The following is a 23,809-nucleotide window of genomic DNA, read 5'->3' as shown; positions in this document are numbered from 1 at the left end:
AGGAGCTAGACGGCGCGCGAGCGCGGCTGACGACGCCAGAAGGCCAGCAGATCGGCCTGGGTGATCAGGCCCAGATAGCGCTCGCCGTCCACCATCAGGGCGACATGGCCGTCGTTGAAAATATGCAGCAGGTCTTGCAGCGAAGCGCGCGGCGACAGGGTCCGCACCTCGCTGGTCATCGCGCTGCGCACGTTCTGGCGGAAGTTTTCCGGCTCGCCGTGCACCGACAGTAGCAAGTCCCATTCGTCCAGGATGCCGACCACCTTATCGTCGGCCAGCACCGGCAACTGCGACACATCGTGCAGGCGCATGCGCTGATAGACCACGTTCAAGGGCTCGTCCGGGTGGCAAGAGACGGTGCTGCCGTCGGCGTGGCGACGCACGATCAGATCGGTCAGATCGCCCAGCCGCGGCAGCTCCACCAGGCCGTTGTCCACCAGCCAATCGTCGTTGTACATCTTGGACAGATACTTGTTGCCGCTGTCGCAAACCAGCGTCACCACGCGCTTGGGCTCGGTCTGGGCGCGGCAATAGCGCAAGGCCGCCGCCAGCAGCGCGCCGGAGGAGGAGCCCGCCAGAATGCCTTCCCGGCTCAGCAGCAGGCGGGCGCTGTCGAAGCTTTCCTGATCGCTGATGCGGTAGGCGCGCTTGACCAGGCTGAAGTCGGTTTGCGGCGGGATGAAGTCCTCGCCTATGCCTTCGATCAGCCAGCTGCCGGCCTCGCCGTGGCGTCCGGTCTCGACATGATCCGCCAGCACCGAGCCCACTGGGTCCGCCAGCACGATTTCCACCCGCGGCGCCTCCCGGCTGAAGAAACGCGTCAGCCCGGTCAGCGTGCCGCTGGAGCCCACGCCCACCACCACCGCGTCCAGTTCATGGCGCGTCTGCTCCCAGATTTCCGGACCGGTGCCGGTTTCATGCGCCAGCGGATTGGCCGGGTTGTTGAATTGGTCGATGTAGTAAGCGTCCGGCGTTTCCTTGGCGATGCGCGCGGCGAGGTCCTGGTAATACTCCGGATGCCCCTTGCCCACGTCGGAGCGGGTCAACACCACTTCCGCGCCCAGCGCCTGCAGATGCAAAATCTTCTCCCGGCTCATTTTGTCCGGCACCACCAACACCAGCCGATAGCCTTTTTGCGAAGCCACCAGCGCCAGCCCCAGGCCGGTGTTGCCGGCGGTGGCCTCGACGATGGTGCCGCCCGGCTTCAGCTTGCCTTCGCGCTCGGCCGCGGCAATCATGGACAGCGCCACCCTATCCTTGATCGAGCCGCCCGGATTGTGGCTTTCCAGTTTCAGATACAGCTCGCACAGGCCGGTGTCCAGATGCGTCACCTTCACCAGCGGCGTATTGCCGATCAAGGACAAAACGGATTGGTCTTGCATATTGAAATCTCCTAGCTACCGCATATAAATATTGTTTTTAACAACTTGTAGTTATATCGAAAATAAAAAAACCGCCGCTTCACACCACGGCGGTGGCTTGCAGAAAACTATAGAAAAACACCAGTTCCGGATTGCTGCGCAATTGGCGCAGTTCCCGCGTCATCGCCGCCACCAGCGCGGCGTCCACCCGTTTCGCCTCGATCAGCTGATCCGCGGCCGACAGCAAGAGCTCGGTCCAGTAATCCAGCACTTGCTGGCGACGATGCGGATCGCGGCTGTCCAGATGCCAGGTCTTGACCTGGGTCTCCACATGGCGAAAGCCCAGGCGCAGCAGCATATTGCCCAGCTTGGCGCCGACGAAGGGATCGCCGCCCACCGCCAGTTGATGGTCATTGAAGGCCAGCCAGTACTGCTGCAGGTTCGAGGAATAAGGCGATAGAAAGAAGGACGCGTTCATCGCCTCGGTGGCGTACAGCCGCGCGCCCGGCTTCAGCACGCGCCGCACTTCGGCCAACACCCGCTCCGGCGACAAGACATGCTCCAGCACCCAGCACAGAAAGGCGGCGTCGAAACTGGCCGGCTGGAAATCCAGATCCTCGGCGTCCATATGCAGCAGCCGGGCGCGGTCCTGCCAGGGGCTGCCCTGCAAACGCTGACGCGCCACCGCCAGCTGACGCTGGCTGAAGTCGACGCCGGTGACCTCCAGGTCCGGATAACGCCGCAACAGGATCTCCGTCTGCGCGCCCACCCCGCACCCCACCTCCAGCAGTTGGCCGACACCGGAGAAATCGATGTCCCGGTAGACCACGGACTCGGAGAAGCGCGCCTGGCGCACCAGGCGCGCCTGTTCGGCGGCGGAAAAACCATGAATATAGGGCAGCTCGCTCGCCCCGTCGGTCAGTTGCAATGTGGCCATGTCCATCTCGCAGAGTTGCATCAACATGGCCACATTATATTTCCAATTATTATTACAAATATAAATTTTATTTCTTATTTTCATATAAAAAACGAGTCTATCCACCCCGCCCCAAGCCTGCGCGGACGCAAAAAAACCCGCGGCGCGCCGCGGGTTTTCATCGAGTCGGACAGGCTTAAACCATGGCCGCCTGACGCAGGCTGATCGAGAAGCGCTGCAAGGCGGCGATGCCGGAGGCCTCGGCGCGGGTGCACCAGTCCTGCAGTTCCTTGAGCAGTTGCTCGCGGCTCAGCGTGGAACGCTCCCACAGACGGGTCAGCTCCTGGCGCATCGAATACACGGTGGCCAGCACCTGGCTGTGCTCCAGCAAGGTGGCCAACTGCATACGCTCGGTTTCCGGCGTGTCCTTGGCGTCCTGCTTCAGCCACACCTTCATCTTGCCGCTCAGCTTGCTGCCGGAAAAGTCCGGCAGATTGATCTTGTCCAGCTCGCTGCGGTACACCTCTTTCAACTCGCGCGCATAACGGGAGGCAATGGCGTAGCGGTTGGAAATGATGGCCTGCAGATGTTCCAGGTCCAGTTGCGGACGCGAAGCGTCCTCGGCCAGCCGCGGCGCCACCTTGCGCACCTTGGCCAGACCCAGGATTTCCAGGATGCGGATATACATCCAGCCGATGTCGAACTCGTACCATTTATACGACAGCTTGGCCGAGGTGCCGAAGGTATGATGGTTGTTGTGCAGCTCTTCGCCGCCCACCAGAATGCCCCAGGGGAAGATATTGGTGGACGCGTCCTCGTTCTCGAAATTGCGATAGCCCCAGAAGTGGCCGATGCCGTTGATCACCCCGGCCGCCCAGAACGGAATCCAGATCATCTGCACCGCCCAGATCGTCAGGCCAGCCGGCCCGAACAAGACCAGATTGATCAGCAGCATCAACACGATGCCCTTGGCGCTGTGACGGGTGTAGACATTGCGTTCCAGCCAATCGTCCGGCGTGCCGTGGCCGAACTTGTCCATGATGGCCTGATCCTTGCAAGCGCCGCGGTACAGTTCCGCACCCTCCCACAGGACTTTCTTGATGCCCAAGACCTGCGGGCTGTGCGGATCGTCCGCGGTCTCGCACTTGGCGTGGTGTTTGCGATGGATGGCGGCCCATTGCTTGGTGACCATGCCGGTGGTCAGCCACAGCCAGAAGCGGAAGAAGTGGCTGGGGATGGGATGCAGATCGAGCGCGCGGTGCGCTTGGTGACGATGCAGAAAGATGGTGACCGATGCGATGGTGACGTGGGTCAGCGCCAAAGCGACCACGATATAGCCCCACCAGGGGAGGTCAAGCACGCCGTTTATCCAATTCATGTACTAATCGCGCCTCGTAAAGCAATCTAGAAGAAAGACTCTATTCTATACAAGCGGCCCGCCGATGTCAGACCGTTTTGCGGTTGTGCCGGCAACCCGCCGCCGCAAACGCCCAACTTGGACCCCGCCGACGCCCTCCGGTTCACGCGCCGGCAGTAACGCAAGCGGTGGACGATGGTGTACCATAGGGCCTCATTCCATCCTAGTTAAGAAAAAGCGCTAGTGTTGCCAAATCGTCGTCTGATCATTGCCGGCGCCACCCTCGGTGGCCTGTTCGTTCTGTATGGAGGCGCGACCCTGTGGGCCGGCGTCAAGGCGGAGCAGACCTTGCAGGAACAGCACAAGATGCTGGCCGACCTGCCGCTGTTCAAAGTCAAATCCCACAGCTACCAACGCGGCTGGTTCTCCTCCACGGAAACCACCGAACTGGTGTTCAATCGCCATTTGTCCGGCCCGTATGAAAACATGCTGCCCGACAATGTGAAGCCGCTGCTGAACGCCACCATCAAGTTCACCAACCACGTCAAACACGGCCCCCTCCCCGGCATCGGCGATTTCGACTTTCGGCCCGGCCGCGCGCTGGTGCGCACCGAGTTCGCGATGAGCGACTCCACCCGCAAGACGCTGGCCAGCTTCTTCGGCGACAAGGAACCCATCACCATCTTCAACCGTCTGGGTTTCGGCGGCGGCGGCGAACTGGACGTCAAGGTTCCGGCCTTCGACTATGAAGAAGCGCTGTCCGGCGTGAAGATGAAATGGAAGGGCTTCGACCTGAAGCTCGACTACGCCAACGGTTATAAGGAATACAAGAGCGAGGCGCTGTCGCCCGGCTTCCTGCTGGAAGCCGCCAGCAAGGGAACCGTGGCCTTCGACGGCGTGCGCTACGTCTCCGACATCCGCCCCGGCAACACCGGGGTCAAGCTGGGCACCAGCGAACTGACCGTGGGCAATGTCCGGCTCAACTCCCGCGAAAGCGTGCCCTACAGCATCAAGCTGAACGAGCTGGTCTACCTGATGACCCGCGTGCGCGTCGGCGAGTTCATCAATCCGTCCGGCGAATTCAAGCCGTCCGCGGTGACGCTGAAGGACTTCCGCTACCAGATCGTCACCAGCGAGCAGGACGACTACGTCAACACCCGCGGCAAACTCAACTTCGCCGAGTTCAACTTCAACGACCACCGCTACGGTCCGATGCGCCTGGACATCTCGGCCAACCATCTGCACGGCCCGACCCTGGTCAAACTGGATCAGGCCATCGGTCAGATCCCGTTTGAAGGCGTGGACCCGGCGCTGCTGCGCAAGCAATACATCGACACCATCAAGAAGAACGGGATTCCGCTGCTGCAGAACGATCCCAAAGTGGTGATCAACGAGTTCTACCTGAAGATGCCCAACGGCGAAGCCAAGCTGGAAGGCAGCCTGGGCGTCAAGGGCCTGCAAGCCGCGGATCTCAACGACGCCGCGCAGTTCATCAGACGCTTCGAAGTGGACGCCAAGCTCAGCCTGCCGCGCCAGACGCTGGAAGACCTGGTGATCGCCCAGGCGCGCACGCTGTTCACCGTCGATCAGAGCGCCGAAGACCAGCCCAATATGAAGGAAGTGGAAGACCTGGCCAAAAACCTGCTGGACAGCCAATTGGCGCAGTGGAAGAGCGAGCAGTACATCGTTGAGGACAAAGGCCAGATCAACACCGAACTCAACTACGGCGGCGGCGTGCTGACCATCAATAAGAAGAAGGTGGCCCTGCCCTGGGAGGAGATCGAGGCGGAAGCACCGCGCGACGCCTCCCAGCCCGGCTCCGACAAGCATACGGACAAGAGCGCCGACAAGAAGAAGTAAGACGGCGGCCGACGCCGCGCGCAAAAAGGGCTGTCATACGACAGCCCTTTTTCTTTTCCGACCCGGTCGAAACCTTGCGGCGCTTAATCGTCGTCGTGCATCTGGCTTTGCAGATAATTCTGCAGGCCCACGCTTTCGATCAGGCCCAACTGCGTCTCCAGCCAGTCCACATGTTCTTCCTCGCTCTCCAGAATGTCTTCCAGCAAGTCGCGGGTCACATAGTCCTTGGCGCTTTCACAGTAGGCGATGGCTTCGCGCAACAGCGGCAGCGCGTCCATTTCCAGTTTCAGGTCGCACTCCAGCATTTCCTTCGGATTCTCGCCGATATGCAACTTGCCCAGGTCCTGCAGATTCGGCAGCCCTTCCAGGAACAGCACGCGCTCGATCAGCGCGTCGGCGTGCTTCATCTCGTCGATGGACTCGTGATACTCGTGCTCGTTCAGCTTCTTCAAGCCCCAGTTCTTGTACATGCGGGCATGCAGAAAGTACTGGTTGATCGCGGTCAGTTCGTTCTTGAGGATCTGGTTCAGATACTTGATAACTTTTTTATCGCCTTGCATCGCGCTCTCCGGGAAGAAATGATTCTTCCATTATGACATAGCGCGCGCCAGTCTCAAGTTATCACAGCCAAAATAAAGGACTTCGCCCCGCTTGACGCGGTGCGTGGGGGATTTGCAGTTCGTCCGGCCTTGGCCGAGACTAAGCAACAGACGGGGTCAGGAATTAAGCGGCGCTGCGCGCGGTCGAAGCCGGACCAAGCGCGTGGACAGCCTCCTTGCGAAGTTGGTTAGCCATGCAGGCGCACTTGCCGCAATCGGTCGCCACCCCAAGCTCGCGGCTCAGATCGCACATGCGGGTTGCCCCGTTGTGTACCGCTTCGCGGATTTGCTTGTCAGTTACAGCGTGGCAGAGGCAAACGTACATGGCAGTTCCGGTGGTGAATGAAGACGGGATTGAGTTAAAGTAATCGAGAATCGTTATCAAGAATATAGATTCAAACAAGAATCATTGTCAACAAGAAAGCGCAGACCATGACGCAGTGGAAACCAAATGCGACAGTTGCGGCAGTCATTGAGCTGGACGGGCGCTACCTGATGGTGGAAGAGGTGACCAGCGACGGCATCTGCTTCAACCAGCCCGCCGGTCATCTGGAATACGGCGAAACGCTGGAAGACGCGGTGAAACGCGAAGTGCTGGAGGAAACCGGCTGGCACTTCCGGCCCTTGGGCCTGGTGGGCATTTATCTGGTGGACCGGCCCAACAGCGACATCACCTATCTGCGCTTCGCCTTCTACGGCCACCCCTTGCGCCGCGAGGATTATCCGCGGCTGGACGACGGCATCCTGTCCGCGCAATGGCTGAGCCACGAGGACATCGTCTCGCTGCGCGCCCAGCATCGCAGCCCGGTGGTGCAACAATGCCTGGACGACTATCGCGCCGGCAAACGCCACCCCCTGGCGCTGATCCATCATCTGGGCCGCTGACCGCCCAAGCCCACCGCCCGGAGCCGGCATGTCCTTGAGATCATTGTCTTTCCTATTGGCTCTGCTGGCCGGCGTCCCATGGGCGGCACAAGCCAGCGCCATCAATATCTGCTACCATTACGGCTGTTCCAGACATGCCTACGTAGACATCTCCGCCGAAGCCGACGCCTGGCTCGCCGCTCGCCTGTCCGCCGCAAACAGCCCGGAAACCGAACGTTCCGCCGTCAGCGACGCCGTCACCGCGCTTTATCACATCGCCGCGCGCACGTTGCCCATTTGGCAAGACAAGGGCGGCAATTTCCGCGACGGGCCCGCCGAAGGCCGCATGGACTGCGTGGACCACAGCAGCAATGTCACCGCCTTCCTCACTTATCTGCAGGATCACGGCTGGCTGCAATACCACACGGTGGGCAAACCGGCCTGGCGCGCGCCGCGCCTGCTCGACCTGCATTACACCGCGGTGCTGCGCGACCTGCTCTCCGGCCAGGATTGGGCGGTGGACAGCTGGTTCAAGGACTTTGGGCAAGCCCCGGTGGTGCTTGCCCTCGATATTTGGATGGAAGGATATTCCCCGTGACGGGTAAGAAAAGAATTGTCGTCGGCATGTCCGGCGGCGTGGACTCCTCGGTGACCGCCTCGCTGCTGAAGCAGCAGGGGCACGAGGTGATCGGCGTCTTCATGCAGAACTGGGAAGACGACAACGACGACGAATACTGCTCGATCAAGCAGGACGCGCTGGACGCGATGAGCGTGGCCGACATCGTCGGCATCGACATGGAGATCGTCAATTTCGCCAAGGAGTACAAGGACCGCGTGTTCTCCTACTTCTTGAAGGAATACTCCGCCGGCCGCACGCCCAATCCCGACGTGTTGTGCAACGCCGAAATCAAATTCAAGGCCTTTCTCGACTACGCGATGGAACTGGGCGCCGACTGCATCGCCACCGGCCACTACGCGCGCAAGCTGGAAAAGGACGGCACCCACTATCTGATGAAGGCGGTGGACCACACCAAGGATCAGAGTTACTTCCTCTACCGTTTGCAGCAGCATCAATTGGCCAAGTCCATCTTCCCGCTCGGCGACATCCGCAAGACCGAGGTGCGCAAGCTGGCCGAGGAAGCCGGCCTGCCCACCGCGGCCAAGAAAGACTCCACCGGCATCTGCTTCATCGGCGAACGTCCGTTCCGCGACTTCCTGCAGCGTTATCTGCCCACCCAGCCCGGCGAGATGATGCTGCCGGACGGCAAGGTGGTGGGTGAGCATATCGGCCTGATGTATTACACCCTGGGCCAGCGCAAGGGGCTGAATATAGGCGGCGCGCGCGAGGGGACCGGAGAACCGTGGTTCGTCGCCGGCAAGGACATCCCCGGCAATAAGCTGATCGTGGTGCAAGGCCATGACCACCCGCTGCTGCTGAAGCCGACGCTGGCGATGGCCGACCTGAGCTGGACGCTGCCGGCGCCGCCGGCGGCCGGCGAATACGCGGCCAAGAACCGCTACCGCATGGCGGACGCCGGCTGCAATCTGTCCGCCATCGTCGACGGCCAGGCCACGCTGACTTTCCGCGACAAGCAATGGGCGGTCACCCCCGGCCAGTCCGCGGTGCTGTACGACGGCGACGTCTGCCTGGGCGGCGGCATTATCCAATAAGAACCTGTTTACGATCTGCTACGCGTCGGCGATACGGCGTTGAAACCGTCTTGTCTCGCCCTAGCTCGCCAGATCGTAAACAGGCTCTAAGCAGCAGTTCAAAGTCCGCTGAGCGCCGACGATGCGATGAAAAAGCCCTGCGCCAAACCGCAGGGCTTTTTTCTTTCAAGCTCAAGGTTGCGGCAAGGGCTGCAGCCGTCTCAAGCCCAGGCTGATCGCCAGCATCGCCGCCAGGCTGGCCCCCAAGACCGCGGCCACGCCCTGCCAAGCGCCGCGGCCCCACATCAGCCCGGACAAAGACCCCACCAGACTGGAGCCCAGATAGTAGGCGCTCAAGTAAATAGCCGAAGCCAGCGCCCTCCCCTGACGCGCCCGCAAACCCACCCAGCTGCTGGCCACGGAGTGACCGGCGAAAAACCCGAAGGTGAACAAGGCGATGCCGGCCACCAGCAGGACGATGTGATCGCTCAAAGTCAGCGCCAGCCCCAAGAGCATGGCCAGCACCATCAGCCACAGCATATTGCGCCGGCCCAGGCGATCCGACAACTTGCCGACCCAGGCCGATGACCAGACACCGACGATATACAGCGAAAACACCAGCCCCAGCAGGCTCTGGCTCATATTGAAGGGCGCGGCCAGCAGACGGAAACCCAGGTAGTTGTACAAACTGACGAAACAACCGGACAGCAGAAAGGCGCTGATGAACAAGTAAGGCAGACCCGCGTCTTGGAACAGGGCCTTGGCCTCCCGCCACATGCGGCCCAGATCATGCCGACGCGGCTGGAAATGCCGGGAAGGCGGCAGATTGCGCCAAAACAGCCAGGCGCCGGCCGTGCCCAGCAAGGCCAAAGCCAGCAAGGCCCAGCGCCAGCCGAAATGATCCGCCAGCAAGGAGGCGATGAAACGGCCGCTCATTCCGCCCAAGGCATTGCCGGCGATGTACAAGCCCATCGAGTGGCCCAGGGATTTCGCGTCCACCTCCTCGCTCAGATACGTCATCGCCACCGCCGGCAGGCCGGCCAGCGCCACGCCGAAAGCCGCACGCAGCCACAGCAGATGCTGAAAGCTGTCCGCCAGCGCCGACAACAGCATCAGCAGCGCGCCCAGCGCCAGCGCCGCGTTCATCAAGGGGCGGCGGCCCAGGCGATCCGCCAGCAGGCCGGCGGGAATCAGGCTCAGGGCCAGGCTGCCGGTGGCCAGCGACACCACGCCGCTGGAAGCGGCCGGCGACAAGGAGAAATCCTCCGCGAACATCGGCATCAGCGGCTGTGCGCCGTAGAGCATGGCGAAAGTGCAATAGCCGCCGACGAACATGGCGCGCGCGGTGGCGCGGAATTCCGCGGTGCCGGCGTGCAGCTTGACCGGCGGAAGGGGGGCGACGGACGGTGGCGGTACGACGGCGCCTAGGCAGGGTGACGAAGAATCGGCGGACATGAAAAGCTTTCAATGCGAAATATGGCTTTGAGCTTAGTCTTGGCCGAAAGCGCAGTCCAATATATATTTAACCATCATTTGATACTTTTAAAATATCAATCATGGAACTACGCCATCTACGCTACTTCGTCGCCGTTGCCGAAGAACTGCATTTCACCCGCGCCGCCCTGCGTCTGCATATCGGCCAGCCTCCGCTCAGCCAGCAGATCCAGGCCTTGGAGGCCGAGCTGGGCGTGCGGCTGCTGCGCCGCCACCAGCGCAAGGTGGAACTGACCGAGGCCGGCCGCCAATTCCTGAGCCGGGCCCAGCGCATTCTGGCCGACGCGGAACTGGCCGCGGCGGAAGCCAGACGCGCCGCGCGCGGCGAGATAGGCGAATTGAGCATAGGCTTCACTTCTTCTCTGCCGCTGTCCCCCATTCTGCACGCCGGCCTGCACGACTATCGTCTGCGTTTCCCGGAGGTCGGCCTCAAGTTGCGCGAGATGTTCACCACCGACCAGTACCAGGCTTTGCTGCAACGGCGGCTGGATATCGGCTTCGTCCGCTTCAACGGCCTGGAACCGATGGCGGACATCGCGGTGGTGGAGTTGCAGCGAGACGCGCTGCGGGTGGTAATCAGCGCCGAGCATCCGCTGGCCGGCCTGCCGGCGCTGCGCTTGGAGCAATTGCGCGGGGAAAGTCTGATCGGCTACCCGCAGGAGGCCGGCACCGGCTTGAACACGGTGCTGCGCGAGCTGGCGAGCCGGCAAGGCATGGACTGGCGGCCGCGGCAGGAGGCCGGCGAGGCGATCACGCAGATCGGTCTGGTGGCCGCCGGACTCGGCATCGCCATCCTGCCCTCGCCGCTGGAATGCGTGCGGCTTCCCGGCGTGCGCTATGTGCCGTTGCTGGACGAGGGCGCATATCTGGCGATGGGCTTGGCCACGCGGCTGGACGAAGACTCGCCGCTGGTCAGCCAGTTTCTGAACTTGATGCGCGAGCGCTGGCTCAACGCCCCCCGCTGACGTCCAGCAGGCTGCCGGTGCAAAAAGAGCTGGCGCCGGACAACAGCCAGACGATGGCGGCCGCCACCTCCTCGGCCGCGCCGCCGCGCCCCATCGGCACGCTGCTGGCCAGGCGCTCCACCCTGCCCGGCTCGCCGCTGGCGGCATGAATGCCGGTGTGGATCAGGCCCGGGCGCACCGCGTTGACGCGGATGCCTTCGGCGGCCACTTCCCGCGCCAGGCCCAGAGTTAGGGTGTCGACGGCGCCCTTGCTGGCGGCGTAATCGACATACTCGCCGGCCGAGCCCAGCCGCGACGCGGCGGAAGAAACGTTGACGATGGCGCCGCCGACGCCGCCATGACGGGTGGACATCCGGCGCACCGCCTCGCGGCAGCAGAGAATGGGCCCCAGCACATTGCTGCGCAACACCTGCTCCACCCGCTGCGCCGAGTAATCCTCCAATCGGCCTATCGGCGCGGTGACGCCGGCATTGTTGACCAGGGCGTCCAGGCGGCCGTAGCGGCCCGCCACCGCGTCGAACAGGCCGACGATGTCCGCCTCTAGCGAGACATCGGCGCAAAACGCCTCGGCGTCCCGCGCCCGCATGCCGCAACTCGGCCGCCACGGCCTCCGCTCCGGCCCGATCGCGGCGGTAATTGACGGCGACGCGCCAGCCCTCCGCCGCCGCCAGCCGCGCCGTCGCCGCGCCTATGCCGCGCGAAGCGCCGGTGATCAGCACCACCTTGCCCTCATTCATGGATCAAGCCTTGCGCATGAATTGCTGATGCCAGCGCGTGCGCGCGCCGCGCGCCGCGCCGAAACGCTCCGCCAGCCGCTCGCCGTCGCCGGCGTCCAGCATCTGGCGCAGTTGGTCCAGCCCGGCGCGGTAGCGGTCCAGCTCCTGCAGCAGCGCGTCGCGGTTGGCCAGGCTGATGTCGGTCCACATTTCCGGATGGCTGCCGGCGATGCGGGTGAAATCGCGAAAACCGGTGGCGGCGAAATCGAAGCAACGCTCAGCGTCGGCCTTGCCCGCCACCATGTCCACATAGGCGAAAGCCAGCAAGTGCGGCAGGTGGCTGACGGTGGCGAACACCGCGTCGTGCTCCTCCGCCGTCATGCTGTGGATGTCCGCGCCGCAGGCGCGCCATAGCGCCGCCACCCGCTCCGCGGCTTGCGGCTGCGTTTCCGGCAGCGGCGTCAGCACCACCTTGCGGTTTTCGTACAGGCCGTACTGCGCGGCGGCGGCGCCGGACAGATCGGAACCGGCGATGGGATGCGCCGGCACGCAATGCATTAATTGGCCGGGCAGATGCCGGTGGTACAACTCCACCACGTCGCCCTTGGTGCTGCCGGCATCGGTGACGATGGTCTCCGGCCTCAGCTTCGGCGCCATCGCCACCATCAGCGCGCCCATCTGCCCCACCGGCGAGGCCAACAGCACCAGATCGGCGCGTTCGGCCACGGCGGCCAAGTCCTGGCTAATCTCGTCCACCACGCCCAGTTCCAAGGCCCGCTCCAGGTTTTCCCGGGTGCGGCCGACGCCGATCACATGCCGCGCCATCCCGGCGCGCTTCAGCGACAAGGCGAAAGAGCCGCCGATCAAACCGACGCCCACCACCACCAGGGTATCCATCCCTTGCTGCACCGCTTCTCCTCTATCCATGGCGGAACCTAGAACGGCTATCATACCTGCCTAATGTCGGCTGACAACCACTCCGTTGCGACGCGATCCCGCGCGCCCTGCTTAGGACATACGATGCGCTACAGTTTTTATTGCTATTTCAAGGTCGATGCGGACAACGCGCCCCTGCTTGCGCAGCTGCGAACGCTGCAAGCCGGCCTCCTGGCCCGCGCCGGCGTCGCCGGCCGCCTGCTGCGCCGCCGCGACGACGCCGGCACCTGGATGGAAGTGTATGAAGGGATTGCCGACGCCGACGCTTTCCGCCGCCTCTGGCTAGATGTCAGCGCCGAATGCGGTCTGGCGGCGCTGAGCCGCCATGAGGAGTGGTTTCAGCCGCTGGATTAAGAACCGGCTTACGATCTGCCGTGCGTCGTGAAACCTTACACGGCGAGCAGCGCTTCGAAATGCTCATGTACCGCATGTACACTCCGCTTTCTCTGCCGTTTTCGCCTTAGCTCGCGAGCTCGTAAACAGGTTCTAAGAAATTGGCCAGCTGAGGCTGTCCGTCGGCCGCGCCAAGTGAAAGCCCTGGACGAAATCGCAGCCGGCGGCGCGAGCGATGTCCAGCTGCATTTCGCTTTCAATGCCCTCGCCCACCACCTTGGCGCCGTGCAGCTTCAGGATGGCCACCAGCTCGGCCAGCTTGTCGCGCAGCGCCGGCCGCATCAGCGCGCGCCGCATCAACACCTTGTCCAGCTTGACGTAATCCGGCTCCAGCAGCCACACCCGCTCCAGATTGGACGCGCCCTGGCCAAAGTCGTCCAGAGAGATCAAAAAGCCCAGATCGCGGTAGCGCTGTACCGCGCCGTGCAGCCGCACCGGATCGCTGACCGCATCCTCCACGATTTCCAGGCAGACATGGCGCGGCTCCACCCCCAGCAGTTGCAAGGCCTCGGCGAAGAATTGCCCGTGCGCCTCACTGACGTTCACCAGATGCTGGGCATTGACGTTGAGCGACAGCACCAGGCCCGGCGGCGGCGATTGCAGCAGAAAATTGAGCAGGTGCAGGCAGCGCAGTTGCCGGTCCACGTACACGGTGCGGCGCGGCGTGGTTTCCGCGGCGAACAGCACGGTGGGAATAAGCTGGCCGCCAAAGCGGTCCGACACCCGCGCCAGCGCCTCCACCGACCACAGCTTGGGCTCCCCGTCCTGCAAGCGGTACACCGGCTGGAAGACGCTGCGGAAGCGCCAGTCCTCATGCCGGCCGCGCACGCGCTCTTCGCGCCAGGCCAGCGGCTCCGCCTCGAAGCCATGCCGCGCCAGCATCTGATTCAGACGCGGCAACGCCGCCCGCGCCTGCCGCGCGCCCAGGTCCAGAACCGCTACCTCACACTCCGCCATCGCCGACATTGCGCCTCCCGGCATGCGCCAAGAAAACAAACAAGAAAAAAGGCCGAACATCGTTCGGCCCAAACAGGATACGAGAGAAACCTGCATGCGGTTCTGTTGAACCGACAAACAGTAAGAGGCTGCCTTTGACGACAAAGCCGCCAGCGCTCTACTGCGCCAGAAAGACCCGCTCAATATACATGGCTCTCTTTATCTCTAAAAATAATTAAATGCTCGTTGTATAGTTCACATAAATCTATGACTTGGATTTAGGCCTGCTGAGAAGCCGGCTTGCCTTCCGCTTCCGCCGGCCGGCCCATGATGCGATCCAGCCACAGCGCGATCACGCCGTCGCCGGTAACGTTGCAGGCGGTGCCGAAGCTGTCCTGCGCCAGGTAGAGCGCGATCATCAAGGCCAGGCTGGCCTCGGGGAAGTGCAGCATGCTGGCCAGAATGCCCAGCGCCGACATCACCGCGCCGCCCGGCGCGCCCGGCGCCGCCACCATGGTCACGCCCAGGAGCAGGATGAAGGGGAACATCACGTCCCAGCTCGGCACGTCCAGGCCGGCCGTCATCAGCATCACCGCGGTGGCGCAGGTGACCAGGGTGATGGTGGAGCCGCACAGATGGATGGTGGCGCACAAGGGCATCACGAAATCCGCCACCGGGCCGGACACCTTCATCTGCTTGGCCGAGCGCAGCGCCACCGGAATCGTCGCCGCCGACGACATGGTGCCCAGCGCAGTCAGGTAGGCCGGCAACATATTGCGGATCAAGGACCAGGGATTGCGGCCGCTGGCGAGGCCAGTCACCGTGTACAGCAGGGTCAGCCAGATCCAGTGCATGGCGATGGCCAGCACCAGCACCACGCCGAAGGTCTTCAGCGTGGAAAACACCGAACCGTCGGCCGCCATCTCGGCGAAGACGCAGGCGATATAGGCCGGCAGCAGCGGAATCAGCACCTTGGCCAAGACCAGCTCGACGATGTCCTTGCCCTGATCCACCACCTCCTTGAGGCGCAGCGCGCGGGTGACGGCGATGCCGAGGCCGAACACGAAGGCCAGCATCAGCGCGGTCATCACGTCGAACAGCGGCTTGATCTCCAGCGTGAACAAGGCCTTGATCGCCGCCGGCTTGTCAGTGGCGTGCACGCCCTGAGCGATCAAGGACGGCAAAACGCCGGAGGCGACGGCGAAAGCCGCCAGCCCGGACAGAATGGTGGAGCAGTAAGCCAGCCCCACGGTCCAGCCCAGCATCTTGCCGGAGTTGGACTCCAGCGCGGCGATGCCGCTCATGATGTAGAACACGATGATCAGCGGAATCATGAAGCCGATGAACTGCCCGAACAGGGCTTTGAAAGTCATCAGCAGGGCCAACGGGCCGTCCGGGGCCCATAGCCCCAGCGCCAGGCCAACCGCCATGCCGGCCAGTAGTTTAAGAATCAATTTCACGGCAACCTCTCTGAGCTTGGTCTTTGGTCTAATGTTGTTCGCGATCCGCGCGTGCGCTTGCCGCCATGCCCGGTCCGGACACGGCGCGCCAGTCGGAAGAATGGAGATCCGCCCGTCGAGGGCGGCATGGACAAGAGAACGGACGCGGTCCGGGCAGGCCTGTCTGCGGGCCGGGAACTGCCCTCCCGGCGCCTGGCCTCAGGCTTGAAGCGACAGGCTGTGTCGCAGGGCGCTCAATAGCGGATGAGGCGTCCAGCTACGCTCGCCCAGGCGGGTAATCTGCCAGATACCCATCAGGCTATTGGAGAGAAACACCGCATCGGCGTCAATCAAGCGCGGGGCGGAAAGTCGCGTTTCAGTAAAAGAGCGTCCGATATCCAAACAATGCGCGGTCAACCAATCCCGCACCGCGCCGTTCACGCCGCAACGGTCCAGCCTTGGCGTGACGATGGCCTCGCCTTCCAGCAGATAGACATTGCTCATCGTGCCCTCCGCCACCCAGCCTTCCATATCCAGCATCAGGCCTTCGGCGATGGCGGGATTTCGCCATTCCGAGCGCGCCAGCACGTTCTCCAGCCGGTTCAGATGCTTGATGCCGGCCAGCGCCGGCTGCAAGGCCAAGCGGGTTTCGCACCAGCGCGCCGTCACGCCCTGTTCGGTGCGCTCCGGCGGATAGCCGTTCCAGGCCGCGGCGCTGACGATGCGGGTGCAAGACGGCGCCTCCGGCATCGCGTAGCCGCGCGCGCCTTCGCCGCGGGTCAGCACGATCTTGGCCGCCGCGCGCGGCAGGCCGTCCGCCGCCGCGGCCAGTTCGGCCAGCAACAGCGCTTCTTCGGGCGGAGGCAGGCGCAGCCGGCGCGCGTCCTCGCACAGGCGCGCGTACTGCCAGGCCCACAAGCGCGGCCGGCCGTTCAGCAGCTCCAGCGTGCGGAACACGCCGTCGCCGTAGGCCAGGCCGCGGTCCGCCGCGGCGATCCGATCGCCGGGCCCGCCGTTGATCAGCATCGCCATCAGGCCTGCTCCACGCCCAGCGCCCGCAGCAGACCGCGCGCCTTGTGGCGGGTTTCCTGCAGTTCGCGTTCCGGATCGGAGTCGGCGACGATGCCGCCGCCGGCGCGGAAGCGCAGCGCGCTCCCCTCCTGCATAAAGGTGCGGATCAGGATGTTCAGGTCCATGCTGCCGTCGCGGTTGAGATAGCCCAGGCTGCCGGTATAGGCGCGGCGCGCGCTGTTTTCCAGTTCGCGGATGATTTGCATAGTGCGCACCTTGGGACAGCCGGTGATGGTGCCGCCGGGAAACAAGGCGCGCAGCGTTTCCGCCGGGCCGACGCCGGGACGCAGGCGGCCGCGGACATTGGATTCGATATGGTGGACATAGGCGTAACTGGCCACCGCCATCAGTTCGTTGACCTCCACGCTGCCGGGCTGGCAGATGCGGCCCAGGTCGTTGCGCTCCAGATCGATCAGCATCACATGCTCGGCCCGCTCCTTGACGCTGGAAATCAGCCGCTGCTTCAAGGCGGCGTCTTCCGCCGGGTCCGGCGAGCGCGGATGGGTGCCGGCGATGGGCCGCGTTTCCGCCCAGCCGTCGCGCACCCGCACCAGCCGCTCCGGCGAGGAGCTGACGATCTGCGCGCCGCCGAAATCCGCCAAGGCCGAGAACGGCGCCGGGTTGGCGCGGCGCAGCGCGGCGAAGAGATCGGCCGCGGCGACGCCGGCGTCCAGTTCGGCGCGCCAGCCGCGCGAAATATTCACCTGGAACACATCGCCTTCGTAGATGTAGCGCTTGAGGCGGACGACCGCGTCGGTGTACCACTGCGGCGGGTCTTCCTCCAAGCCCCGCAACGCCACCGGACAGGGCTCGAAGACCGGCGCCGCCTGGGCCAGGCTCAGCGCACGCTGCCACAGCTCCGCGCTTTCCGCCACGATCCAGCCGCAAGCCTCGCGGCGATCCACCAGCACCGCGGCCGGGGTGCGCGCCAGCGCCGCCAGCGGAAAGCTGTCCGGCAGCGCATCGGCCACGCTGGGCTCGAATTCGGACAGCAGATCGTAGCCCAGGTAAAGGAAATGCCCGCCGACGAAAGGCAGTTGATGACGGTTATCGACCGGCTGCGGCTTGAACTCGGCCAGGCGGCGCAGAAAATCGCCGCCCTCGCCGGCGTGAAACAGCTCGCAGCCGTCTTCCAGCAGCAACAGATCCCAGCCGGCGTCGCCGGAGGACATCATCAAATACGGAAAGGTTTGCGGATCCGCCACATGCATCGCCAGCAGGTCCGGCGCAAAATCCAGTTTCTGAGTGAACATCGAGAAGTCCCGGGCCGGCAGCCCGGCGCAGCTTGCCGCCCGCTTTGACCCGGGCGGCGTGAAAACAAAGAAAAACCGCTGCGAGTGTAGCGCAGCGGTTCGGACTGTCAATCGACAAGACGACGATCAGACGCGCTTGAACACCAGCGTGCCGTTGGTGCCGCCAAAACCGAAGGAGTTGGAGATGCCGATGTCTATCTTCATCTCGCGCGCGGTATTGGCCACGTAATCCAGATCGCAGCCGGCCTCCACATCCTGATCGTTCAGGTTGATGGTGGGCGGCGAAACCTGGTTGTGCACCGCCAGAATGGTGTAGATCGCCTCCACGCCGCCGGCGCCGCCCAGCAAGTGGCCGGTCATCGACTTGGTGGAGTTGACCACCAGCTTCTTGGCGTGGTCGCCAAACGCCAGCTTGATCGCCGTGGTTTCATTGGCGTCGCCCAGGGGCGTGGACGTGCCGTGAGCGTTCACATACTGCACCTGGTCGGCGTTGATGCCGGCGTCGCGCAGCGCGTTGCTCACGCCGCGCGCCGGGCCTTCCGCGCTCGGCGCCGTGATGTGGTGAGCGTCCGAGCTCATGCCGAAGCCGATCAGCTCGGCGTAGATCTTGGCGCCGCGTTTGACCGCGTGCTCATAGTCTTCCAGCACCAGCACGCCGGCGCCCTCGCCCATCACGAAGCCGTCCCGGCCCTTGTCCCAGGGACGGGAAGCCGTGGCCGGATCGTCGTTGCGCGTGGACAAGGCCTTCATCGCGGCGAAACCGCCGATGCCCAAGCGCGAAACCGCGCCTTCCGCGCCGCCGGCCACCATCACGTCGGCGTCGCCGTACTGGATCAGCCTAGCCGCGTCGCCGATGCAGTGCGCGCCGGTGGTGCAGGCGGACACGATGCCGTAGGACGGACCCTGATAGCCTTTCAGGATGGACACCTGGCCGGCGATCAGATTGATCAGCGAGCCCGGGATGAAGAAGGGGCCGATCTTGCGCGGACCGCCCTCCATCAAGGCCACGCCGGTTTCCTCGATCAGCGGCAGGCCGCCGATGCCGGAACCGATGTTGACGCCGACCCGGGTCTTGTCCAGGCCCGGCACGTCGTCCAGGCCCGCGTCCGCCACCGCTTGCAGCGCCGCGGCGATGCCGTAGTGGATGAACAAGTCGTTGCGGCGGGCTTCCTTCGGCGAGATATAGTCGCTGATCTCAAAGCCCTTCACTTCGCCTGCGATCTGGCAAGCCATGTCGCTGGCGTCGAAACGGGTAATCTTGGCGATGCCGCTGTTGCCGGCCAGCAAATTGGCCCAGCCGGTGGCGACATCATTGCCGACCGGGGACACATGGCCCAGGCCGGTTACTACAACTCTGCGTTTTGACACGAAGAATCTCCGTGAGAGATGGGAGGGCAGTCTCCCCACGAGACCGTCCACGCATTGCGATGCCCTACGGTTTGGCAGGGATCAAACGCGCGTTTGGCATCCTCTTGGCAAAAGACCTCTGCGAAGAGACCAGAAGGCTCCGGGCAGAGGTCCTAATACCCCTCGAAAGGGAAGGAATTACTTGTTCAGGTGGGCAGTGACGTAGTCGACGGCTTGCTGAACGGTGGTGATCTTCTCGGCCTCTTCATCCGGAATTTCGCACTCGAACTCTTCTTCCAGAGCCATTACCAGCTCAACGGTGTCGAGGGAGTCGGCGCCCAGATCGTCCACGAACGAAGATTCGATTTTCACTTCGGCTTCGTTTACGCCCAGTTGTTCGGCAACGATCTTCTTAACGCGCGCTTCGATGTTTTCCATTTGTTTAAACCCTTGACCTTTCTGATTCGGGATAACAAAACCCCGGTATTCTACAAAAAAAAATTAGAGCAGCCTACCTAAATCTCCAGGCGGGCCGCAAGCTCGTTCACGGCATCAACATGCCGCCGTTGACATGCAGCGTCTGGCCGGTGATATAGCCAGCGCGATCCGACGCCAAAAAAGCGGTGGCGTCGGCGATATCCTTGGCGTCGCCCAGGCGGCCCAGGGCGATCTGCTCGACCAGCGCCGCGCGTTGCGCTTCCGGCAGCGCGCGGGTCATATCGGTGTCGATGAAGCCGGGGGCCACGCAGTTGACGGTGATGTTGCGGCTGCCCACCTCGCGCGCCATCGACTTGGTGAAGCCGATGATGCCGGCCTTGGCCGCCGAATAATTGGTCTGGCCCGGGTTGCCGGACACGCCCACCACCGAAGCGATATTGACGATGCGGCCGAAGCGCGCTTTCATCATGCCGCGCAACACGGCCTTGGACGCCTTGAACACCGATTTCAGATTGGTGTCCATGATGTCGTCCCAGTCCTCGTCCTTCATCCGCATCAGCAAGCCGTCGCGGGTGATGCCGGCATTATTGACCAGGATGGCGATCGCGCCGAATTCTTTTTCGATGGATTCGACCAGCGCGTCGATCGCGCCGGCCTCGGTCACATTCAACACCCGGCCGGCGCCGCCCTGTGCGGACAGGCGCTCGTGAATGCTCGCTGCGCCGGCCTCGCTGGTCGCGGTGCCGATCACTACGGCGCCTTCGGCCGCCAGCGCCGCGGCGATCGCCGCGCCGATGCCGCGCGATGCGCCGGTGACCAATGCCACTTTGCCTTGCAGGCTCATTGCAGTCTCCTTATCGTTATTCCGGCCCCGCCTTGACGCGGCCGCATTACATTCAGTTCAGTTCGCCGCGAGCGGCTTCCAGCGCCGCCACATCGGTCAGCGCCAGGCATTTGATGTTGCCGTCGATGCGCTTGGCCAAGCCGGCCAGCACTCTGCCCGGCCCGCATTCCGCCATCTGCGTCACGCCGTCGGCGGCCAGCTTCTGGATGGTTTCGGTCCAGCGCACCGGCATGTACAGCTGACGGGTCAGCGCGTCGCGGATCTGCGCCGGCTCGTTGTAGCTGGCGACGTCGGCGTTGTGCAGCACCGGAATGGCCGGCGCGCCGATATCCGCTTGCGCCAGCGCCGCGGCCAGTTGCTCCGCCGCGGGCCGCATCAACGCGCAATGCGAGGGCACCGATACCGGCAAAGGCAGCGCGCGCTTGGCGCCGCGGGCCTTGCACTGTTCCATGGCCCGCTCCACCGCGCCCTTATGGCCGGCGATCACCACCTGGCCCGGCGAATTGAAATTGACCGCTTCCACCACTTCGCCCTGAGCCGCTTCCGCGCAGGCGGCGCGGATGTCCTCATCGGACAGGTTCAGGATGGCGGCCATCGCGCCGACGCCCACCGGCACCGCGGACTGCATCGCCTCGGCGCGCAGGCGCACCAGTTTCACTGCTTCGGCGAAGGGCAAGGCCGCCGCCGCCACCAGGGCGGTGTATTCGCCCAGGCTGTGGCCTGCCACCAGCGTCGGCTGACGGCCGTTCAACTCCTGCCAGGCCAGATAAGTGGCGTAGCCGGCGGCCAGCATGATGGGCTGGGTATTGACGGTGGCGTTGATCTCGTCGGCCGAGTCCGCCTGCAGCATCGCCCACAGGTCGACGCTCAAGGCGTCCGATGCTTCGTCAAAAGTGTGTTTCACCACGGGGAGGTCGGCAAAGCCGTCCATCATTTTCAAGCTTTGCGAGCCTTGGCCCGGGAACAGAAAAGCAAACGCCATAGTCGACTCCAGAGAATTCGACGCAAGAATGACGCAAACCGGCGACGTCTGCCAAGCCTAACGATCAAATATCGCAGAGGCTAGTGACCTCACGGTCAGCCGTCGGCGGCTTGCGCGCCAATGTTTCGGGTCAGATCTTCAACAATACAGCGCCCCAGGCGAAACCGCCGCCTATGCCTTCCAGCAATACGGTCTGGCCTGGACGAATGCGGCCGTCGCGCACCGCGCAGTCCAAGGCCAGTGGAATCGATGCGGCGGAGGTATTGCCCTGTTGCGGCAATGTGACGATCACGCGTTCCATCGGCAAGCCCAGATGCTTGGCGGTGGATTCTATGATGCGCAGATTGGCCTGATGCGGCACCAGCCAGTCCACTTCGCTCTTGTCGACGCCGGCTTCCGCCAGCGTCTTGGCCGCAATGTCGGACAGGGCTTTGACCGCGAATTTGAACACCGCCGGGCCGTCCATGTGCAGATAGGGCATGCCCTGAATCTTGCCGCCGGAAATCTGGGCCGGAGTGTTGAGAATGTCCTTGTAGCGGCCGTCCGCCGCCAGCTTGGCGTGCAGGATGCCCGGCTCCTCGGAGTCGCCGAGAATCACCGCGCCGGCGCCGTCGCCGAACAGCACGCAGGTGCGGCGGTCGTCCCAGTCCAGCACCCGCGACATGATTTCCGCGCCCACCACCAGGGCGCGGCGGGCCATGCCGCTCTTGATGTAGTTGTTGGCGGTCACCAGCGCGAACATGAAGCCGGCGCACACCGCCTGCACGTCGAACGCCGCGCAGCCGGGAATGCCCAGCTTTTCCTGCAACAGACAGGCGGTGCTGGGGAAGACCATATCGGGAGTGGTGGTGGCCACGATGATCAGATCGATCTCGTGCTTGTCGATGCCCGCGCTCTGAATCGCGGCTTCCGCCGCCTTGAGAGCGAGATCGCTGGTTTTGTGTTCCTCTGCGGCAATATGGCGCGCGTGGATGCCGGTGCGAGAGACTATCCACTCGTCGCTGGTATCCACGCGTTCAGCCAACTGCGCATTGGTGAGCACCTGCTCGGGCAGAAAGCTGCCGGTGCCTAGAATGCGGGAATAGCCCATGGTTGTCAGTTCGCTTCCGCCTCGGACTGCTTGAGATTGTTTAATTGGTGCGCAATCCGGTCGGCGATGTGACCAATCACGTCGGAACCGGCTTCCTCGCAAGCCTGCTCCAGCGCGTAACGGAATCCTGTGACATCGGTCCCGCCGTGGCTTTTCACCACGATGCCGCGCAGCCCCAGCAAGCTGGCGCCGTTGTAGCGGCGGGGATCGATGCGCCTCTTGAACAGTTTGAGCACCGGCAGCGCGGCCAGCGCGCACAAACGCGTCCACCAGCTGCGGCCAAACTCTTCGCGCAGGAACACGGCAAACATGTGAGCCAGCCCCTCAGCTGTCTTCAAAGCCACATTGCCGGTAAAACCGTCGCAGACTACCACATCCACCGTGCCTTTACAGATGTCGTCGCCCTCCACGTTGCCGTGGAAATTGAGCTCGGACTGGCGCAGCAGTTCGGCGGTCTTCTTGATATTGTCGTTGCCCTTGATGTCTTCCGAACCGATGTTCAGCAGGCCGACGCTAGGGCTGGCGTTGCCGCTGAGGCACACCACCAGTTCGGATCCCATGATGCCGAACTGCAACAGTTGTTCTGGGGTGCAATCGACGTTGGCGCCCAAATCCAACACGCAAGACGAGCCCTTGACGGTGGGCAGCATTTTGGCGATGGCGGGACGGTCGATGCCGGGAATGGTCTTGAGTACGAAACGCGCGGTCGCCATCAGCGCGCCGGTGTTGCCGGCGGACACGGCGGCCTGAGCCTCGCCTTCTTTGACCAGATTAATGGCCACCCGCATCGACGAATCTTTCTTGTTCTTCAAGGCGAGCTGAGGCGCCTCATCCATACCCACCACTTGGGTGGCGTGCTGGATGCGGATGCGTTCACGCGCGACGCCTTGATGCGCGGCCAGTTCAGCCTCTAGGGCTGCTTGGTCGCCAACAAGAATCAAACGGGTGTCGGGATGGTTCTGCAGGAATTGGATCGATGCAGGGACGGTAACCTTGAGGCCAACGTCACCGCCCATTGCATCAACCGCGACGGTGATAGTCATCAACGAGTGCGGTAATAGTGCTGCCTAATCAGTGGGGAAAGTAGGAAAACGGGGAGATTACTCGCCCTTGGTCTTCACAACTTTGCGGCCGCGGTAGAAACCGTTCGGGCTGATGTGGTGGCGCAGGTGCGCTTCGCCGGTGCTGGCTTCAACTGCCAGAGCCGGAGCGGTCAGAAAATCGTGTGCACGATGCATGCCGCGCTTGGACGGGGACTTTTTGTTCTGTTGAACAGCCATGGTCGACTCCTAAGAAAT

At 63.4% G+C, this 23,809-nt stretch carries 24 protein-coding genes and 1 pseudogene; 6 read left to right on the top strand and 19 right to left on the bottom strand.

The genetic code is table 11. The annotated features are described in order from the left end of the window. Positions 1-5: 5 nt before the first annotated feature. The 3 genes from DB032_RS04270 to DB032_RS04260 all read right to left on the bottom strand — a co-directional run bounded on the left by DB032_RS04270 (position 6) and on the right by DB032_RS04260 (position 3,655). Positions 6-1,382, bottom strand: coding sequence for a cystathionine beta-synthase (locus DB032_RS04270; RefSeq protein ID WP_107798385.1), 1,377 nt, complete (start codon positions 1,380-1,382; stop codon positions 6-8). 79 nt (positions 1,383-1,461) lie between these two features. Then, positions 1,462-2,325, bottom strand: coding sequence for a class I SAM-dependent methyltransferase (locus tag DB032_RS04265; RefSeq protein ID WP_233246648.1), 864 nt, complete (start codon positions 2,323-2,325; stop codon positions 1,462-1,464). A 148-nt stretch (positions 2,326-2,473) separates the two neighbouring features. Further along, the gene (locus DB032_RS04260; RefSeq protein WP_107798384.1) at positions 2,474-3,655 is read right to left on the bottom strand and encodes a fatty acid desaturase; all 1,182 of its coding nucleotides are present in this window, start codon (positions 3,653-3,655) and stop codon (positions 2,474-2,476) included. A gap of 222 nt (positions 3,656-3,877) precedes the next feature. Between DB032_RS04260 and DB032_RS04255 the strand changes: the two genes are divergently transcribed. Further along, positions 3,878-5,494, top strand: a complete 1,617-nt coding sequence (locus DB032_RS04255) for a YdgA family protein (protein WP_107798383.1) — start codon at positions 3,878-3,880, stop codon at positions 5,492-5,494. Positions 5,495-5,577: 83 nt separating this feature from the next. Here DB032_RS04255 and bfr read toward each other — a convergent pair whose 3' ends face one another. Together bfr and DB032_RS24865 are read right to left on the bottom strand one after the other, a co-directional pair. Further along, positions 5,578-6,054, bottom strand: coding sequence for a bacterioferritin (gene bfr, locus DB032_RS04250; RefSeq protein ID WP_107798382.1), 477 nt, complete (start codon positions 6,052-6,054; stop codon positions 5,578-5,580). 163 nt (positions 6,055-6,217) lie between these two features. Beyond that, the gene (locus DB032_RS24865) at positions 6,218-6,418 is read right to left on the bottom strand and encodes a bacterioferritin-associated ferredoxin (protein WP_019103980.1); all 201 of its coding nucleotides are present in this window, start codon (positions 6,416-6,418) and stop codon (positions 6,218-6,220) included. Positions 6,419-6,525: 107 nt separating this feature from the next. Between DB032_RS24865 and DB032_RS04240 the strand changes: the two genes are divergently transcribed. The 3 genes from DB032_RS04240 to mnmA are packed head-to-tail and all read left to right on the top strand — an operon-like array spanning position 6,526 to position 8,628. Beyond that, on the top strand, positions 6,526-6,978 hold the full coding sequence (locus DB032_RS04240) for an NUDIX hydrolase (RefSeq protein WP_107798381.1): 453 nt from the start codon (positions 6,526-6,528) through the stop codon (positions 6,976-6,978). Positions 6,979-7,006: 28 nt separating this feature from the next. Beyond that, entirely contained in the window at positions 7,007-7,555 is a 549-nt protein-coding gene (locus DB032_RS04235) for a hypothetical protein (protein WP_233246647.1), read from the top strand. Next, entirely contained in the window at positions 7,552-8,628 is a 1,077-nt protein-coding gene (gene mnmA / locus DB032_RS04230; RefSeq protein WP_107798379.1) for a tRNA 2-thiouridine(34) synthase MnmA, read from the top strand. The genes DB032_RS04235 and mnmA overlap by 4 nt, the downstream gene beginning before the upstream one ends. Before the next feature lie 171 nt (positions 8,629-8,799). On the opposite strand, the gene DB032_RS04225 is transcribed toward mnmA, so the two are convergent. Further along, positions 8,800-10,062, bottom strand: a complete 1,263-nt coding sequence (locus tag DB032_RS04225; protein ID WP_107798378.1) for an MFS transporter — start codon at positions 10,060-10,062, stop codon at positions 8,800-8,802. A gap of 101 nt (positions 10,063-10,163) precedes the next feature. On the opposite strand from DB032_RS04225, the gene DB032_RS04220 reads away from it, so the two are divergent. Beyond that, positions 10,164-11,066 (top strand): LysR family transcriptional regulator, encoded by a 903-nt coding sequence (locus DB032_RS04220; protein ID WP_107798377.1) that lies wholly within the window; start codon positions 10,164-10,166, stop codon positions 11,064-11,066. Here the strand turns inward: DB032_RS04220 and DB032_RS04215 are convergent. Both DB032_RS04215 and DB032_RS04210 read right to left on the bottom strand, forming a co-directional pair. Then, positions 11,050-11,803: pseudogene (locus DB032_RS04215) on the bottom strand (SDR family oxidoreductase). The gene DB032_RS04220 and the pseudogene DB032_RS04215 overlap by 17 nt on opposite strands. 3 nt (positions 11,804-11,806) lie before the next feature. Then, complete coding sequence (locus DB032_RS04210) at positions 11,807-12,709, bottom strand: prephenate dehydrogenase/arogenate dehydrogenase family protein (protein WP_199225808.1); 903 nt, start codon at positions 12,707-12,709, stop codon at positions 11,807-11,809. 93 nt (positions 12,710-12,802) lie between these two features. Between DB032_RS04210 and DB032_RS04205 the strand changes: the two genes are divergently transcribed. After that, positions 12,803-13,072 carry a DUF4936 family protein gene (locus DB032_RS04205; protein WP_107798375.1) on the top strand — a complete coding sequence of 90 codons (270 nt, stop codon included), beginning with the start codon at positions 12,803-12,805 and terminating at the stop codon, positions 13,070-13,072. Positions 13,073-13,204: 132 nt separating this feature from the next. Here the strand turns inward: DB032_RS04205 and DB032_RS04200 are convergent, their stop codons facing one another. The 11 genes from DB032_RS04200 to rpmF all read right to left on the bottom strand — a co-directional run bounded on the left by DB032_RS04200 (position 13,205) and on the right by rpmF (position 23,791). After that, positions 13,205-14,077 carry an EAL domain-containing protein gene (locus tag DB032_RS04200; protein WP_107798374.1) on the bottom strand — a complete coding sequence of 291 codons (873 nt, stop codon included), beginning with the start codon at positions 14,075-14,077 and terminating at the stop codon, positions 13,205-13,207. Positions 14,078-14,325: 248 nt separating this feature from the next. Continuing rightward, on the bottom strand, positions 14,326-15,507 hold the full coding sequence (locus tag DB032_RS04195; protein ID WP_107798373.1) for a dicarboxylate/amino acid:cation symporter: 1,182 nt from the start codon (positions 15,505-15,507) through the stop codon (positions 14,326-14,328). A gap of 198 nt (positions 15,508-15,705) precedes the next feature. Then, positions 15,706-16,518 (bottom strand): aminodeoxychorismate lyase, encoded by an 813-nt coding sequence (gene pabC / locus DB032_RS04190; protein WP_107798372.1) that lies wholly within the window; start codon positions 16,516-16,518, stop codon positions 15,706-15,708. Further along, complete coding sequence (locus DB032_RS04185) at positions 16,518-17,810, bottom strand: aminodeoxychorismate synthase component I (protein ID WP_107798371.1); 1,293 nt, start codon at positions 17,808-17,810, stop codon at positions 16,518-16,520. Before DB032_RS04185 ends, pabC begins: the two co-directional genes overlap by 1 nt. A gap of 126 nt (positions 17,811-17,936) precedes the next feature. Next, positions 17,937-19,178 (bottom strand): beta-ketoacyl-ACP synthase II, encoded by a 1,242-nt coding sequence (fabF, locus tag DB032_RS04180; protein ID WP_107798370.1) that lies wholly within the window; start codon positions 19,176-19,178, stop codon positions 17,937-17,939. Between the two features lie 177 nt (positions 19,179-19,355). Further along, positions 19,356-19,595: an acyl carrier protein gene (gene acpP, locus DB032_RS04175; RefSeq protein ID WP_019103041.1), complete on the bottom strand. Its 240-nt coding sequence runs from the start codon at positions 19,593-19,595 to the stop codon at positions 19,356-19,358. A gap of 106 nt (positions 19,596-19,701) precedes the next feature. After that, positions 19,702-20,439: a 3-oxoacyl-ACP reductase FabG gene (gene fabG, locus DB032_RS04170; RefSeq protein ID WP_107798369.1), complete on the bottom strand. Its 738-nt coding sequence runs from the start codon at positions 20,437-20,439 to the stop codon at positions 19,702-19,704. 52 nt (positions 20,440-20,491) lie between these two features. Then, positions 20,492-21,421, bottom strand: coding sequence for an ACP S-malonyltransferase (gene fabD / locus DB032_RS04165; protein ID WP_107798368.1), 930 nt, complete (start codon positions 21,419-21,421; stop codon positions 20,492-20,494). Between the two features lie 130 nt (positions 21,422-21,551). Beyond that, the gene (locus DB032_RS04160) at positions 21,552-22,511 is read right to left on the bottom strand and encodes a beta-ketoacyl-ACP synthase III (protein WP_107798367.1); all 960 of its coding nucleotides are present in this window, start codon (positions 22,509-22,511) and stop codon (positions 21,552-21,554) included. A 5-nt stretch (positions 22,512-22,516) separates the two neighbouring features. Then, positions 22,517-23,554, bottom strand: a complete 1,038-nt coding sequence (plsX, locus tag DB032_RS04155) for a phosphate acyltransferase PlsX (RefSeq protein WP_107798366.1) — start codon at positions 23,552-23,554, stop codon at positions 22,517-22,519. A 57-nt stretch (positions 23,555-23,611) separates the two neighbouring features. Beyond that, on the bottom strand, positions 23,612-23,791 hold the full coding sequence (gene rpmF / locus DB032_RS04150; RefSeq protein WP_011136965.1) for a 50S ribosomal protein L32: 180 nt from the start codon (positions 23,789-23,791) through the stop codon (positions 23,612-23,614). Positions 23,792-23,809 lie beyond the last annotated feature (18 nt).

This window comes from Chromobacterium sp. Panama (genome assembly GCF_003052555.1).
GTDB lineage: Bacteria > Pseudomonadota > Gammaproteobacteria > Burkholderiales > Chromobacteriaceae > Chromobacterium.
The sequence above is the reverse complement of the archived record's forward strand: the minus strand, read 5'-3'. Positions and strand labels throughout refer to the sequence as shown.